Below are 16,048 nucleotides of genomic sequence, written 5' to 3'. Positions count from 1 at the left end.
AAAATTACAAATATGACACGCAAACGTTTGCGGTAACGTTTGCAATTCTTAATTTTATCACAACTACAAGCGTACCGAACTGACAATCAATACCAATTTACTTTATGAGCAAAAGACACAATACCACCTTAAAGGAATTGGCCTTGGCCCTGAACCTATCGATCTCAACAGTTTCCAGAGCCCTTAACGACCACCCCGACATCAATGAAAAAACCAAGGAAAACGTAAAGAAACTGGCCCGGCAAATGAACTATTCGCCCAATCTCTTCGCCAGAAGTTTTCGTTCCCAAAAAACGAATATCATCGGGGTGATCGTCCCCAACATTTCGCATTACTTTACCTCTACAATACTAAAGGGGATTTTAGAGGAAGCCGAAATACAGGGCTACCGTGTCATTATTTCAGAATCGAACAATAGCGAGGCCAAACAGACCGAAATGCTCAATACCATGACCCAATTCGGTGTAGATGGCATTTTGATGTCGCTTGCCCGAAAAACCAGTAAAGTAGACGATGTGCTTCGCACCTTGAGCCGGGCACCTATTGTCCTATTCGACAAAGTGTCTCAAAAAATCCCTTGCACCCAAGTGGTCATCAACGAGGAAGAAGCCGCCTTCAATGCCGTGGAGCACCTTATTGAATTGGGAAAAGAGCGCATTGCCATCATTAAGGAAACCGAAAATTCATACAACTCCGAAAAACGCTACGCCGGCTACCTCCGTGCCTTGGAACACCATGGGATACGCATTCGCGAAAAGATCATATTGAGCACCGAAGACATCTCCCTTATACATGGTAGACGACTGACCAACATTCTCCTGAGCATGAAAAAACGTCCCGATGCCATCTTTGCCATTACCGATGATGCGGCCATAGGCGCCATAAAGGCCCTAAACAAGTTTAAAATAAAAATACCCGAGGAAATAGCCGTAGTAGGCTTTAGCAACTCGGCCAGTTCAAAGATCATTCAACCCGAACTCACAACAGTCGATCAGCCTGGGGATAAAATTGGCCGTACGGCGGTAAAATACCTTATCGACGAAATTGACAGCCCTTCCAACAACATCGTCACCAAAACCGTTGAAATAAAAACTACCCTCGTCGTCAGGGACTCTTCCTTAAGGGCCTAAATTCCCTACTGACACACCCTTGTCACCTCCCCTTCCTTTCTTTGTGGAACATTAGCTCCTATGAATCCGCAAATAGTACAGAATGAAATTCCGAAACCACTCAGGCCATCACCTGAAACATTATCTTTGGAATTTATACCGTAAACTCATGGGATGGGATACCATTAACCGATTTGACCGCATCGTAGCCATACTGATCCAACTGCAATCGAAACGTATTGTAAAGGCCCAAGAATTGGCCGAGCGTTTCAATGTCAGCTTACGAACCATTTATAGGGACATCCGTTCCCTAGAAGCTTCGGGGGTGCCCATTTCAAGTGAGGCCGGTGTAGGTTATTCCATCATGGAAGGATACCGCCTCCCTCCTGTCATGTTCACCCGTGAAGAGGCCAGTAGCTTCGTCGCGGCCGAAAAATTAATGCAAAAGTTTACCGACTCCTCCTTAGGCTCGCACCATCGGTCGGCCATGTACAAGGTAAAATCGGTTTTGAGGGGAAAGGAAAAAGATTGGATCAGCACCTTAGAGTCGCAAGTATTGATAGGCCCCTCACAAAAACCTTTTGACGAAAACATTCCGAACGCCTTAGAAATCCTATTTGAAAGTATAGCCGAAAAAAGAAAGGTTTTTTTAAAGTACCACTCGCTCAATGCCGAACATCCTACGGAACGGTTTATTGAACCGGTAGGACTTTTTCATGAAAACAATTTTTGGTATGTGCTCGGCTATTGTCATTTTAGGTCTGATTACCGACAGTTCAGAACCGACAGGATGCTCAAGATCCAAAGGACCGAACAAGTCTTTACCTTAGAACACGGCTCGCTCGACGAGCACCTGAACACAAATCCGGAAAAAGAAAAGACCAAAATCGTAATTTCCATAGATAAAGATATCGCCCGTTATATTTCCGTTGGAAGCAAACAATATGGTTTCGTTTCCCAAGAAAGGAAGGCCGACAAGGTCGTAATGACCTTTATGACTTCCGATCTGCAGCACGGTTTCCCCCGTTGGTATCTGATGTTTGCCGATTATGCCGAAATTCTCGAGCCCGAAAGCCTAAAAACGCGGGTCATGGAAATTCTCGAGGAAGCCCAAAAACGACTTTCCCGTAAAAAATAGGCTTAATTTCCATAACGCCAAAGCGTCCTGTATCGCCCCTCCTTTCAAATATAACATCAAAGGCAAGCACTCCTCGATCGATAGAACCACCAGAGCTCGGCAACCCACAAGATGTCAAAAAATTGTTATGTAAATAGAAATGACCTACAAGTTTTCATGTGAAAACCTTATTTTAGCGGCTCTCTAAAAAAAGAAAAACATGACCTTATTATTAATGGCCGCTGGTAGCGGTAGTCGATACGGAAAACTAAAACAATTTGACGATTTAGGCCCTAACGGGGAATTCTTAATGGAGTTCGGCATTTACGATGCCCTTAAAAACGGTTTTGACCATATAGTACTTATTACTAAGAAGGAAAATGTTTCTTTGGCAGAAGACCACTTAAGACCAAGAATTCCCGCCAACATCAAGCTAGATGTCTTGGCACAGGAAATTACCGATTTACCGGAAGGATGTTCTTTTTCGGGTGAGCGTAAAAAACCTTGGGGTACCGCCCATGCCGTTTGGACCGCCAGAAACGTAATCAACGGACCTTTTGCCGTTTTGAATGCCGATGATTTCTATGGACAATCAGCCTACGCCAATGCTGCAAATTTTGCACGTGAGCACAATAACGATAATACGTTTGCCCTTGTAGGATACACCTTAAAGGATACCTTGTCGGAACACGGTTCCGTTTCAAGAGGGGTTTGCCAAGTAAACGGAGACGATTTGGTCTCTGTTGACGAACGCCTAAAACTTGAACCCAAGGACGGCAAAGTATTAGACCTTGATTCTGGGAACGAATACACGGGAGACGAGCAGGTGAGCATGAACTTTTGGGTATGTCAGCCATCGATTTTCGAAAAAATAGAAAGCGAGTTCAGAAATTTTCTTGCCGATGAAAACCTGGCCACAACAAGTGAGCTTTATATTCCAAAGACCGTTCAAGAAATGTTGCAGGCCGGCGAAATAAAGGTAAAAGTTGTACCGTCCGGTGGTGACTGGTTTGGAGTCACCTATGCCAGCGACCGTGAAAAGGCCGTGGCAAACCTCCAAGAAAAAACCGATGCCGGCAAGTATCCTTCCCCACTTTGGCCAAAACAATAATGGACAGCTATTCCCAGGAAAAGCTTAACACCCTATTAGGGCATTTTTCGGTGCCCAAAAAGAATTATTTGATCAAACCGTTGACCGACGGTTTGATCAATGATACTTTTTTGGTTTTTGACGCTTCCACACCCTTATACATATTACAACGGGTAAACCATCTTGTCTTTACCGATGTGGACGGCCTAATGAACAACATCCATCACGCCTTTCGTTATTTGCACGATACCGATTACACTAAAATTACCTTGGTCAAATCGAATAAGGACAATAGTTACCACCGCACCGAGACCGGAGATTATTGGCGGGTGATGACTTATATTGACGGAAGTACGGCGTTTAACACTACCGAAAACCCAAATATAGCCTATGAAGCGGGAAAGATAATCGGAAAGTTCAATTCACTGCTTCAACAAGCCCATCTTGACGATTATATCGACACCATACCTCGATTTCATGATATCAGCTTGCGCAAAGCCCAATTTGAATCCGCCATCGCAAGTGCCAACCCCGAAAAGCTGAAGACCGCGGAAAAAGCCGTCGATTTTACGTATAAGGTCTTAGAAATCCTGATGGCCCTCGACCTAAGCCAACTACCCCTTAGGGTCTGCCATAACGACACCAAGCTCAACAACATCCTGTTCTCAAAAGTAACCGAAAAGGCCCTTTGCTTGATCGACTTGGACACCCTTATGAAAGGCTATTTTCTTTTTGATTTCGGTGATGCCATACGCACTATAGCCAATACGGCGGCCGAAGACGAACAAGACCACGGTAAAATTGTTTTTGACGAGACCTTGTTCGAAGCTTTTGTTGACGGCTTGGCCGAGAACGGTGCTTTCTTGACCCAAAAAGAGATCGAACTGCTTCCTTGGGGAGCCGTACTTATGCCTTTTTTACACGGCATACGGGCTTTGACCGATTTCCTCAACAACAACATCTACTATAAAGTGGCTTATGAAAACCAGAATTTAGACCGCGGCCTTAGCCTTTATAACTTTACCCAAAAGGCCCTTGACCGTATCGGTTATATGGAAAAGGTTCTGGATGAAAAATTAAAAAAATAGGAAAACCCATCCTATAAAAAAGTTCTTTCGTGAAGTAACCACTGCAAAAAATAAAGCTCATTTAACTTCGTTACTAAGCTTGAACTATTGTATTTTTAGTATCTTGAAATTTAGTTTCTAAATCAACCACCTGGTTTCTGGCGGTATGTCCAAAAACATTTACTCCACATTCATCTGCCTACTTTTCTTTCTATGTGCCCTAGCACAAGAGAGCCAACCTCGGTATTCCCAAAACTATACTATTTCAAACGGACTGGCGCACAACGGGGTCACCTCTATCCTAGAAGACTCTCGAGGCTTTATATGGGTCGGCACCTATGAAGGTCTGAACCTATTTGATGGATATGAATTCAAGACTTTTAAAAACACGGTAGACCATGATCTTTTTGTAAGCAACCGCATTCGTTCGCTACAGGAAGACAGCAAAGGCAATATTTGGATCGGTACCGACGAAGGCATATCCGTATACGACTACACCACACAAAGGTTCACCAATGTCTATTCGAACCAGCTCGTCAAGAAAGCCGTTAAAGGCCCGGTTGTCAGAGATATTGTCGTTAATGAAAATTTAGGAATCATTCTATGCGCTACCGAAAAGTACGGCGTATTGATTTTTAGCGACGACTACACCTTCAAAGACGAATATTCACCTACGGCTTTTTACAGAAACGGAGCCGCCGAATTTTACGGCTCTACCCTAATAGATGACAGTACCTATCTATATGCCACTTCGGTCGGCCTACTTTCACTCGACCTGAAAAATCATCAATTCTCAAGGGTTTTACCAGAAGAAATCCGCTATTGCCAATCACTTTTACGCATTGACCCTTCTACCTTTTTGGTCACCCTTAAATCGGGCGTTCTTATATTTTCTTATAGAGTAAAGGGAGAGGGCTATGATTATACCTTGGTACAAGATGGAATTTTACCGGAACACAATTTTAACAGCTCGGCCTTTGACCGTGAAAACCACCTGTGGTTGGGCACCCTGAACAGTGGGGCCATGCGTATAGACGACATCAACGCATTACGACACGGTTCCCAGACCCAGTACACCCCCTTTAGTTTTGAGAACAAACAACTTCGAATGAGTTGTTTCGAGAGTACCAAAGACCATGGTTTTTGGGTAGGATCCTTTGACAAAGGGCTTTACAGGTTTGATTTAAAGAAAAACCCTTTTAAAGAATTTAAAGGAAGTAGCCCCTTCGAATTTGGTGTAAGTGACAGACACCTGATCAATATTTCACCTTTAGACGACCATCGGGTGTATTTGACGAAAAATAGAGGAGGACTCGCCCTGTTCAATACGGAGCAACAAGAATTCGACCCCCTACCCTTTTCTTTTGACCAGCAATACGGTTCCCGAATCTCATCGGTATATGTCGATGCCCAAAAAAGAACTTGGCTAAAAGTGGCCCAAGAGGGTTACTTTCTTTTAAAACCGGGAGAGACCGAACCCCAACGCATAGATATAAGCACCTATCCCGAGTTTTCACAAGTAGACCCCTATAAAATAACGGAAGACCAGAACGGGAACCTATGGTTAGGTTGCAAACAGGGTGTGTTCAAGGTAACGGTCGGCGAAGAAGGAAAAGTCCTTCGGATCGAAGCCTTAAATGACAACCCCTATTTCGAAAACTCTAAAATAACCTTGGCCCGCTATGTTTATGCCGACCCCCTACACCAATTCATATGGGTGGGAACGGCGGAAGACGGTCTATTTAGGGTAGACACAAAAAACACCCCCAGCTTATCAAAGGCCAAAATCACCCATTTCAGGGCCAATAAAGAGAAAAACGGACTTCCGAACAATTTTGTTTCGGCCATAACCCGAAGTCCTGAAGGCGACTTATGGATAGGTACCGAAGGTTCGGGTATCTGTAAGGTGAAATACAGTGAAAGCGTCCCTAGCTTCGTTTCTTTTTCAGAGAAGGACGGACTATCGAACAATGTGGTCAAAAGTATCAATATAGACGAGCTAGGCAACCTATGGGTCGCCACGAATATCGGACTGAACAAATTCTACCCAAAAGAGAAAAAATTCAGGAAATTCGGAAAACAAGACGGCCTACCTTTTGAAGATTTCTGGTACGCTTCAGCCCATCTTAAGAACGGTTCCCTCATTTTGGCGGGCCTTGAAGGTTTCTCTTTTTTCAGCCCGAAATCGATAACCGATTCAGAGGTACTGCCCATATTGCGATTTGGCGATTTCAAGATTTTTAACCAAACCATACGTCCGAACGACACGGTAGCCGGTAGGGTCTTACTGAACGAACGCTTACATAACGGGCAGACCCTTAATCTAAAATACAATGAGAACGTATTTAGTGTAGAAGCCCTATCCCTGCATTTTGCATCACCGAAAAACCACTTTTTAAAATACCGTTTACTCCCCGTAGACCAAAACTGGTTCGAGACCACTTCCGATCAACGCCTGATAAACTATAACCGTCTTCAACCTGGGGAATATAGCCTAGAAGTGGCCGCATCGAACTCTATTGGTGAATGGACCCCACCCAAGACCTTGCACTTTGTCATCTCCCCTCCGTTTTGGAAAACACCTTGGGCCTATTTACTATATGCCTTGTTAGTGCTTCTTATCTTGGGAACCGTACTGTTCTATATCATAAAGGTACAATCGTTACGCTATAACATTCAACTGGAACAAATTGAAAAAGACAAGGTAAAGGAAGTCAATGCCGCAAAATTACGCTTCTTTGCCAACATATCGCATGAACTAAAGACACCCCTCAACCTCATCGCAAGCCCCATAAAGCAACTGTCAGAACGCTATAGAGACAATCCTGATTCCCAAGAAAAACTCCATATTGTCGCGCGTCAGTCCAAAAAAATAAGCCAGCTCATCGACCAGATCCATGATTTTGAACGGGTCGATGCCAATTTGATGGAGATGGACTACTCAAGGTTCTACTTTGATGAGTTTTTAGACAAGCTTGTACCCGACTTTCACTTCTTGGCCTACAACAGTGATAAAAAGCTGGAGATCATTGCCAAGAACAAAAATATTGTGGTATCGGCGGATCGCGACAAGCTAGAGAAAGTCTTCAACAACCTATTGAGCAATGCGTTCAAATACACCGGTAAAAACGATGTCATTACCATTACCTATGAAAGTGACGACAAAGACCTAATGGTTTCGGTAACGGATACGGGAAGGGGCATCGATGACGACGACCTACCGCATATTTTCGAAAGGTTCTACCAGTCTCGAAAAAGGGAAAACGTCCATTCCACAGGTTCGGGAATAGGCCTCGCCTTTTCAAAAAAGATGGTCGAAATGCACTATGGCTACTTAGAAGCTGCAAGTGAAATAGGAGTAGGTACTACAATCAGTGTGCGCTTGCCCGTGGTCAAGAAAGAATCGGCAGACGACCAAGCCACAAAAGAAAAGGCCATTATAACCGCCGAAAAAGAGTTTTCAAAGGCCGAAACCACGATTGAAAAGACCGAAATTTCAAAAATCAAGGCCAGCGGCGATTATTCCGAGAGCCTTATCTTTTATGTAGAAGATGATCTAGACATGCGGCTCTATGTTAGCAAGGTACTGTTTAAGTTCTTTAAGGTAAAAACCTTTACTAACGGCCGGGAGTGCCTAGATGCCATGGAAGACCAATGGCCCGACTTGGTCATTAGCGATATTCAAATGCCCATAATGAACGGCCTAGAGCTATGTAAGCGCATAAAGGCCGACATAAAAACAAGCCATATTCCAGTCATCTTACTAACGGCCTTGGCCGATATAGAAAACCAGATCCAAGGTATAAAGGATGGTGCCGACGCCTATATCAAAAAGCCCTTTGACGCCCGTCAATTAGTCGCTCGAACCGAGGCCTTGCTCGAAAACAGAAAGCGCCTAAGGGAGCGTTTTGAAATCGGCATAGCCCTGACCAAGGACAACAACGCCAACAATAGAAACGATAATGCCTTTCTGGAAAAACTGTACCACCTTATGGCCGAAAATCTAGACAACCAAAACTTGGATATGGACCAATTTGCGCGTCAACTCTATCTTAACCGCACCCATTTCTACCAAAAAGTAAAGGCCCTAACGGACAAAACCCCCTTTGAACTGCTAAAAATGTACCGTTTAAAGAAGGCCGCCGAACTATTGGCGCACCAACCCGAACTATCGGTAAACGAGGTCTATACCATGACCGGTTTTAAAAGCCGAACCCACTTTAGCAAGCTCTTTAAAGAAATGTACGGTGTTTCACCGGGCAAGTACAAAGGCTCAAAATAAGCATACCCCCTTCCAGACCCCGAATATCCTCGGCATACGAATAGGTTTTTATGCCCTAAAGAAGTCAGCCCCTTCGTCCTGATTTCCCGAACAAAAAAAGCACGACGCCCATTTATTTTTCTATTGGGAAAAAACCATCAAACCACTTCGCTCGGCCCCCTTTTTCCCTACCAACTACATGCTCCTCACATCAGTAACAAAGTGTTACAGGCTAGGCGTATTGATCTATAAATACATAAAATTTACCTACAGCTACACCTTTACTATCCTGAAAAATACCTTTGATTCCGCGAATGTCGAAAAAGCCCATAGAACACTTTTTTTCATTCGAAACTCACACACAAGTATCTAATAACTTAACTCAAACCATGAAAAAAGACAAACCTAAACTTTTCAGGCGGTGGCTCTTTCCACTATGCATTCTCAACATGCTCATATGCGGTGCCGCATATGCACAAACCACAGTGAACGGAACGGTAATTAGCACGGAAGACGGCATGCCCCTACCCGGTGCAAACGTACTCGTAAAGGGCACTACAGTGGGTATCGTCACCGATTTTGACGGAAATTATTCCATTGAAGTACCCGAAGGTTCCAATATTTTGATCTTTAGCTATATCGGTTATAGCACACAAGAAGTAGCTATCGATGGAAAAACAACTATAGACATTTCCCTAGATACCGACTCCGCCAAGTTAGACGAGGTGGTAGTCATCGGTTACGGAACCTCTACCAAACGAAAAATGGTAGGGGCCGTAACGACCCTAGCACCCGAAAAATTGGAACAGACTCCCTTTAACAACGTGGGCGAAGCGCTTCAAGGGCAAGTTTCAGGTCTGATCGTCGAAAACAGTGGCGGTGCTCCCGGTAGTTCGCCGGCTATTTCCATTCGTGGCGGTGGCGCTCCTTTATACGTTATTGACGGGGTCATTACGGAACAGCAAGATTTTAACACCATCAATTCCAACGATATTGAAAGCATAAGCTTCCTTAAAGATGCGGCCGCTACGGCCGTATACGGCTCAAGGGCAGGAAACGGTATTGTCTTAGTCACCACCAAACGCGGAAAGGATGGAAAAATCAATGTCAACTATTCGTACAACTACCAAATGAGTCAGCCTACCATCCTTCCTGAAATGATGAATTCTTATGAATTCGCCCAAGTTCAGAATGCGGCCAGTGCTTATGAAGGTATACCGGTTCCCTACTCCCCAGACCAATTGGAGACCATCAGGACGCATGCCGACCTCGATACCTATCCCGATAATAACTGGCCAGACCTGACCTTAAAGGAATTTGCCCCCGAACAACGCCATAACCTTTCGCTGTCGGGCGGTGATAAAAAGACCAACTATTTCGTTTCCCTCGGATATATTGACGAAGGCAGCCTATTAAAGGCAGACGTAGTGAATTATGACCGGTTCAATGTTAGGAGTAACGTTACCACCAAATTTGAAAAAATAGGTCTTGACGTAGGTATCAACCTCAACTCGAGTATTGAAAACTACCAAGAACCATCATCAGGAATGTACGGCGTATGGCGTGCCGTAAACCAAAATACCGACCCACTTTACAGGGGGTATAACCTAGACGGCACCTTGGCAGGAGGCGGCAACGGCGACAACCCGCTCGCCCTAACCGACAAAGACGCCGGTTACAACAAAACAAGGGATAAGTTTATCAATGCCCAATTAGACCTAAAATGGCAAGTTCCGAACGTAGAAGGCCTAAAACTAGGCATGATGGCCAATTACCGCGATGGTGACGGTTGGGGGAAATTGTGGGAATACAACGTGCCCCTCTATATGCAAGACGGTTCGCTCATGGCACAAACACCCCCGGCACTAAGCTTAAGTTCTTACTACAGCAACAGATTGTATTTTGAATCTAGTGCTTCGTACTCCAGAACCTTCGGCATGCATGGTCTTGACGCTACCTTTGTTTACAATCAGACCACCAGCAACTATGCCAATTTAGCAGCCTCGAGAAGAAACTACCTATCGGGTGCGGTCGATCAACTTTTTGCCGGCCCGGCCGTAGGAAAAGACAATGATGGCAGCGAACGTGAAGCCGCCAATGCGGGTTATGTTTTCCGCTTGAAATACGACTTTGATTACAAATACATTATTGAGCTAAGTGGCCGATACGATGGCAACGACAACTTTGCCCCTAAAAAAAGATGGGGTTTCTTTCCGGCCATGTCATTCGCCTGGAATATTGCCGAGGAGAATTTTATGCAAAAGCTAAAGGAAGACAACATCGTCAACTCCTTAAAACTACGAAGCTCTTATGGTAAAACCGGGGTTTCCGAAGGAGTAAACCGATTCGGCTATATTCCAGTCTACAACCTTGAATCGGGCGTTTATACTATTGGCAATTCCTTGGTGAACGGCTATTCGGAAGGCAACTTGGTCAACCCCGACGAGCTCACTTGGTACAATAGGGAATCGTTCAACTACGGATTGGACTTCTCTACCTTTGGCGATAAGTTCAGCGGTACCTTGGAATATTTCTACTATCTCACCTCCGGATTTTTGGTGAGTCCGCAAAATGTATATTCCCAAGCTTTAGGCAAACCCTTGCCACAAATCCGTTCCGGATCAAAACAGCGCAGGGCGGGATACGAAGTTTCGCTTCGCTACAAGAGCCATATCAACGAGTTCAAATTCGGATTGGGCGGAAACGTCTCTTATTTCAATCAATTATGGGAACAATTAGACACCGAAGACGAGGCAACCCTCAAAAACCCATACACAAGGGAAACCCATAGGACCGATTACTGGCAAGGTGGGAAGATTTTTGTCACCGACGGATTGTACCAAAATGACGAAGATATCTTGAATACGCCCCGTCTACTAAGTTCTACCGAAACACAAGGCGGTGATATCCGCTATGTCGACTCTAACGGAGATGGAAAAATAGACGAGCAAGACAAACGTTTGGTAGGCCTTCCTTCCCAACCCCACCTGACCTACGGTATCGATTTTAACATGAGTTACAAAGGATGGTTCATGAACGGCCTCTTTCAAGGTGCCGGAAACCGATATATTGGTTTTGACCGTTTTATTGCCGCGGAAGCCAAACGCCTCACCTATGTGTATCAATTGGACTACTGGTCCCCAACAAATCCCGATGCCACATATCCAAGACCGGTTACCTCTGTAGCCGTAAATGGAGGCAATAACGATATTGTTAGCAATCCTTCGGATTACTTCTTAAAGAACGCCAAATACTTCAGGTTGAAGAACATTCAACTGGGCTACGATCTTAAAAAATCGATTTTGGCCGAAAACAACTGGATTTCTTCCTGCAAAATATTTGCAAGTGGCACCAACTTGTTCACCATTTCCCCCGTGAAAGACTTTTTTGATCCCGAACAAGTACAGGCCGACAACAATGGGATCAACAGCTACGGCTACCCTGTTCAACGCACCTATTCATTTGGTGTAAACCTTGGATTTTAATTCAAAAAAAGTTAGCAATGAAGAACATATATATAAGCTTATTTTCCATTTCGATCGCCCTCATGAGTTTCTCATGTAGCGACGACCTATTAGATACCAAACCCCTAGATAAATACACCGAACAAGATGTATGGAGCGATGCCAATCTTGCCCAAGGTTTTATCTTCAACACCTATAATTCGGTCTTACCTGAATTATTGGTCAACCCCGAAGACCCAGACCCAAAAGGCGGTGGTGCCGGTAACGATGACTTTACCGATAACACGGTCTTGGTAAATGCCAACAAAGTGGCCCTAGACCTTATTGACCAGTTTTATGATGCGGGTTGGGCCAAGAACAATTCTTATTACTTCTATGGCAAGGCCCCACTAGGACTTAAAGCCCCTATCAAGAAAAATTCCTTTGAAGTTATCAGGGACTGTAACTTGATCATTGAAAAAGTCGCTGCCTCAGAAGGCATTCCTGAGAACATCAAGCCCAAATTGATTGCACAGGGCAAGATGTTACGGGCATTGATCTATTATTCAAAAGCGCGTTTGTTCGGCAAATACGTCATTGTCGATAGAGTGCTTACCCCTCAAGACGATTTAAAGCTTCCTCGAACCGAAACGATTAGAGAGACCTATGATTTCATCATCAAAGATTTGCAGGAAGCGGCCCTTGACCTACCTGTTGCCAATAATGCAGAGGTCGGCGAACTTACCAAAGGGGCGGCCTACGCCATGTTGGCCGAAATTGCCTTGCACGGTGCCGCATATATAGAAAGCGGAAAACAAGACTATTACAACATCTCAAAGAAAGCCAGTGAAGACCTATTTGCCCTAGGCTATGCCCTAGACCCCAATTACGGTGAACTATTCAACGATTACGATCGTGCCTTGAGCTCTTCGGAAATCATATTAGGGCTATACACCAATATAGATGCCACCCTTTGTGTGCTGACCCCAATGCAACGTATTGTACCCAATATGGAGGTGGCCAAAACCGAAGGTACCCCCAAGCTCAACGAATCGTTCCTAGGTTGGACAACGGCAATGCCCTCAACAGACCTCGTCGATGATTACTTGGTTACGGATACCGACGGCGTGGCCAAAAGGTGGAATGAAACCTCGTATTACCAAGATTTTGAAACGAGCGGCGGTTTTCTTTCCGACGCCATCTATAACGAGCATCGCGATGCCCGCTTCTTCGCTTCCATCGTACAAGACTCTTCTCAACTCTTCACGAATACCGTAACGACAAGAATAGGGGGCAACATGCATTACGCCCAAAGTACAAAGGGAACCGAGGCTTCTACCATATCGGGCTATTTTATAAGAAAGGGCATCTACGACATTGAAGGGTACAAGGCCGTAAACTTCACCAATTACCATCAGGTCATCACCAGATTGGGCCGCGCCTATTTGAACTATGCCGAAGTCATGCTCCGTATGAACGATGCCGAAACGGCCGTGCAGTACATCAACAAAACACGGGCACAACACGGTAAACTCCCCGAACTTATGGCGGGTATGACCCTAGATCAAGTTTGGGATTGGTATAAAATAGAGCGTCGCGTAGAATTATTTTTTGAAAACGACCGCTACTGGTCCCTACTGCGATGGGGTAAAGAAGCAGGCGGCGGTGTTATCCCTGAACTGAACGACAAAGAATATACCTTCTTTGAAATTTCCGCAGATGGAAAAAGCTTTGAAAGCAAGCCCGTTGTCCTCAAACCTGGTAACCAAAAGAAACGTTTTTCCACAAGACGCTATCTATTTCCCGTACCGGAAAACGAACGGGTACTCAACGAAAAACTAGACCAGAACCCAGGTTGGTAAATTAACGCACAATACAAAATCACATACGATGAAAAAACATATACAATACTTGATGTTCCTGTTTGTAGGTCTTACAATGACCTCTTGCCTGAAATCCGATCTAGAGGAGCTACCTGCATTCAGCGAAGCCGAAATCACCAATTTCAGATTTGAATATAGATGGATCGATGACACCCAAGACTACAATCGCCTCCAAGTGGTTCAACTTGATACGGAAGCGACCATAGACACCGTCAATCAAAAAATCGCCTGTATTATATCGGTTCCCCCTGCCAATGGCGATTTCCCAGAGGAAATCCGTTCGCAAGTAAGCCTATCGTCCATTGTCGGTTATGCCGACATATCCACTGCGGCTACATTGGCCCCTTCAAATAGTGCCCCCGCCCTCGGTGAAATAGCCGATTTCAGCAAAGGCGACATGAACTACGAAGTTACCGCAGCGGACGGCACCAAGGCCATCTGGAGTTTGATCATTTCGGAATTCAATAAGTAGTTAACCCATTGAATCCAATCGCTGTAAACAATTTGTAACTTACCTGTAAAAAACGGGCCCATGATAACATATACTTTTCAATTTTTGCAATCGATCTTCAAATTCGGTGTTGTCGGGATGCTCTCACTTAGCGCGAATCCGCCAAGTACACCGCCAGAACGTCCTAACATCTTATTCTGTATTGCTGACGATGCCTCCATGAAGAGTTTTGGCGCCTATGGCGACACCTTCATCAACACCCCGGCCATTGACCGCTTGGCCAAAGAGGGTGCGGTTTTTGAAAATGCATATAACGGCAATCCCAAATGTTCGCCGGCGCGGGCCTGTATTTTAACGGGCAAGTACAGTTGGCAGCTGAAAGAGGCCGCGGATCACAACGGGCGTTTTCCGCTGGAATTCAAAACCTATCCGCAGTTGCTGGCCCAAAAAGGCTATCGCGTAGGGTATACGGGTAAAGGCTGGGGACCCGGCGTTTACGACACCAAAGACAACCCCGCCGGACCGGAATACAACACCATCAAACTCGAGCCGCCCTATAAGGGAATCACCAATGTTGACTATGCCTCAAATTTCGAGGCCTTCCTTAACGAAAACCCTAAGAACGTTCCCTTTTGTTTTTGGTTGGGAACCAAAGAGCCCCATCGTTTTTACGAATTGGATTCTTGGAAAAAAGCCGGCCGCAAACTAGAGGAAGCCGACGTTCCCCCTTTTTACCCTGACAACGAAATTATTCGCGGCGACCTCCTCGATTACGCCAATGAAGTGGAATGGTTCGACACCCATGTAGGGAAGGCCATAAAGATCCTAGAGGAAAAAGGACTCTTAAAAAACACCTTGGTTCTTATCACCTCTGATCACGGCATGCCCTTTCCAAGGGTAAAAGGCCAGATTTACGAAGAAGGTTTCCATGTTCCACTCATCGCGTATTGGAAGGGCAAGATTATTTCCGGGCGTACAGTAAGCGATTTCGTCAGCTTTTCAGATTTGGCCCCTACCTTTATGGAAGTGGCCGGGGAAAGGCCCCATCCGCAAATGACGGGAAGCAGTATTGCAAAACAACTTTTCGATTCTCGATCCGGTCGGATCGATTCTAGTAGAGACCACGTTCTTTTAGGTAAGGAACGCCACGATGTGGGCCGGGCCAATGAAGATGGCACCGACCTTGCCTATCCCGTTAGGGCCATTAGAAACGACTCTCTCTTATACGTTCACAACATCAAACCCGAAAGATGGCCCGTTGGCAATCCGGAATACGGTTTTATGAATACCGACGGCTCCCCTACCAAGAGTTATATCACTTCCCTAAAACCGGACGATAACGAATATCACTTTTTTGAGATGAATTTTGATAAGAGACCGGAGCACGAACTTTACAATATTCAAAGAGACCCCCATTGCATCGATAACCTGGCCGACCGACCAGAAAATGCAGAGGTCATTACAAAGCTTCGTACCCAAATGGAAACTGAACTCATAGCACAGGGAGACCCCAGAACACTGGGGCAAGGAGATATCTTTGACCACTACATCTATTATGGTAAGCGACTGGACTACAAAACAGGCAAACGTATCGCCCCGCTCAAGTACATTAAAAAAACCGAATAAA

Annotated in this window: 9 protein-coding genes; all 9 read left to right on the top strand. The window is 45.0% G+C overall.

Annotation, left to right across the window (positions count from 1 at the left end; translation table 11 throughout):
* Positions 1–104 precede the first annotated feature (104 nt).
* The 9 genes from BW980_RS12790 to BW980_RS12750 all read left to right on the top strand — a co-directional run bounded on the left by BW980_RS12790 (position 105) and on the right by BW980_RS12750 (position 16,047).
* Positions 105–1,130, top strand: a complete 1,026-nt coding sequence (locus tag BW980_RS12790) for a LacI family DNA-binding transcriptional regulator (RefSeq protein ID WP_076455632.1) — start codon at positions 105–107, stop codon at positions 1,128–1,130.
* A 148-nt stretch (positions 1,131–1,278) separates the two neighbouring features.
* Positions 1,279–2,247, top strand: a complete 969-nt coding sequence (locus BW980_RS12785) for a helix-turn-helix transcriptional regulator (RefSeq protein WP_076455631.1) — start codon at positions 1,279–1,281, stop codon at positions 2,245–2,247.
* A 199-nt stretch (positions 2,248–2,446) separates the two neighbouring features.
* A complete protein-coding gene (locus BW980_RS12780; protein WP_013993578.1) occupies positions 2,447–3,337 on the top strand; it encodes a nucleotidyltransferase family protein in 891 nt (296 codons plus the stop codon).
* A complete protein-coding gene (locus tag BW980_RS12775) occupies positions 3,322–4,404 on the top strand; it encodes a phosphotransferase enzyme family protein (protein WP_245800044.1) in 1,083 nt (360 codons plus the stop codon). Before BW980_RS12780 ends, BW980_RS12775 begins: the two co-directional genes overlap by 16 nt.
* Positions 4,405–4,549: 145 nt before the next feature.
* On the top strand, positions 4,550–8,665 hold the full coding sequence (locus tag BW980_RS12770; protein ID WP_076455629.1) for a hybrid sensor histidine kinase/response regulator transcription factor: 4,116 nt from the start codon (positions 4,550–4,552) through the stop codon (positions 8,663–8,665).
* Between the two features lie 368 nt (positions 8,666–9,033).
* Positions 9,034–12,129 (top strand): SusC/RagA family TonB-linked outer membrane protein, encoded by a 3,096-nt coding sequence (locus tag BW980_RS12765; RefSeq protein WP_076455628.1) that lies wholly within the window; start codon positions 9,034–9,036, stop codon positions 12,127–12,129.
* A 17-nt stretch (positions 12,130–12,146) separates the two neighbouring features.
* Positions 12,147–13,949: a RagB/SusD family nutrient uptake outer membrane protein gene (locus tag BW980_RS12760; protein ID WP_076455627.1), complete on the top strand. Its 1,803-nt coding sequence runs from the start codon at positions 12,147–12,149 to the stop codon at positions 13,947–13,949.
* 28 nt (positions 13,950–13,977) lie between these two features.
* Positions 13,978–14,442: a DUF5018-related domain-containing protein gene (locus BW980_RS12755; protein ID WP_076455626.1), complete on the top strand. Its 465-nt coding sequence runs from the start codon at positions 13,978–13,980 to the stop codon at positions 14,440–14,442.
* Positions 14,443–14,502: 60 nt separating this feature from the next.
* Positions 14,503–16,047, top strand: coding sequence for a sulfatase family protein (locus tag BW980_RS12750; RefSeq protein WP_076455625.1), 1,545 nt, complete (start codon positions 14,503–14,505; stop codon positions 16,045–16,047).
* Position 16,048: the final 1 nt, after the last annotated feature.

It is taken from the genome of Zobellia uliginosa (genome assembly GCF_900156625.1).
Classification (GTDB): domain Bacteria; phylum Bacteroidota; class Bacteroidia; order Flavobacteriales; family Flavobacteriaceae; genus Zobellia; species Zobellia uliginosa.
This window is presented reverse-complemented; position numbering and strand designations above follow the sequence as displayed.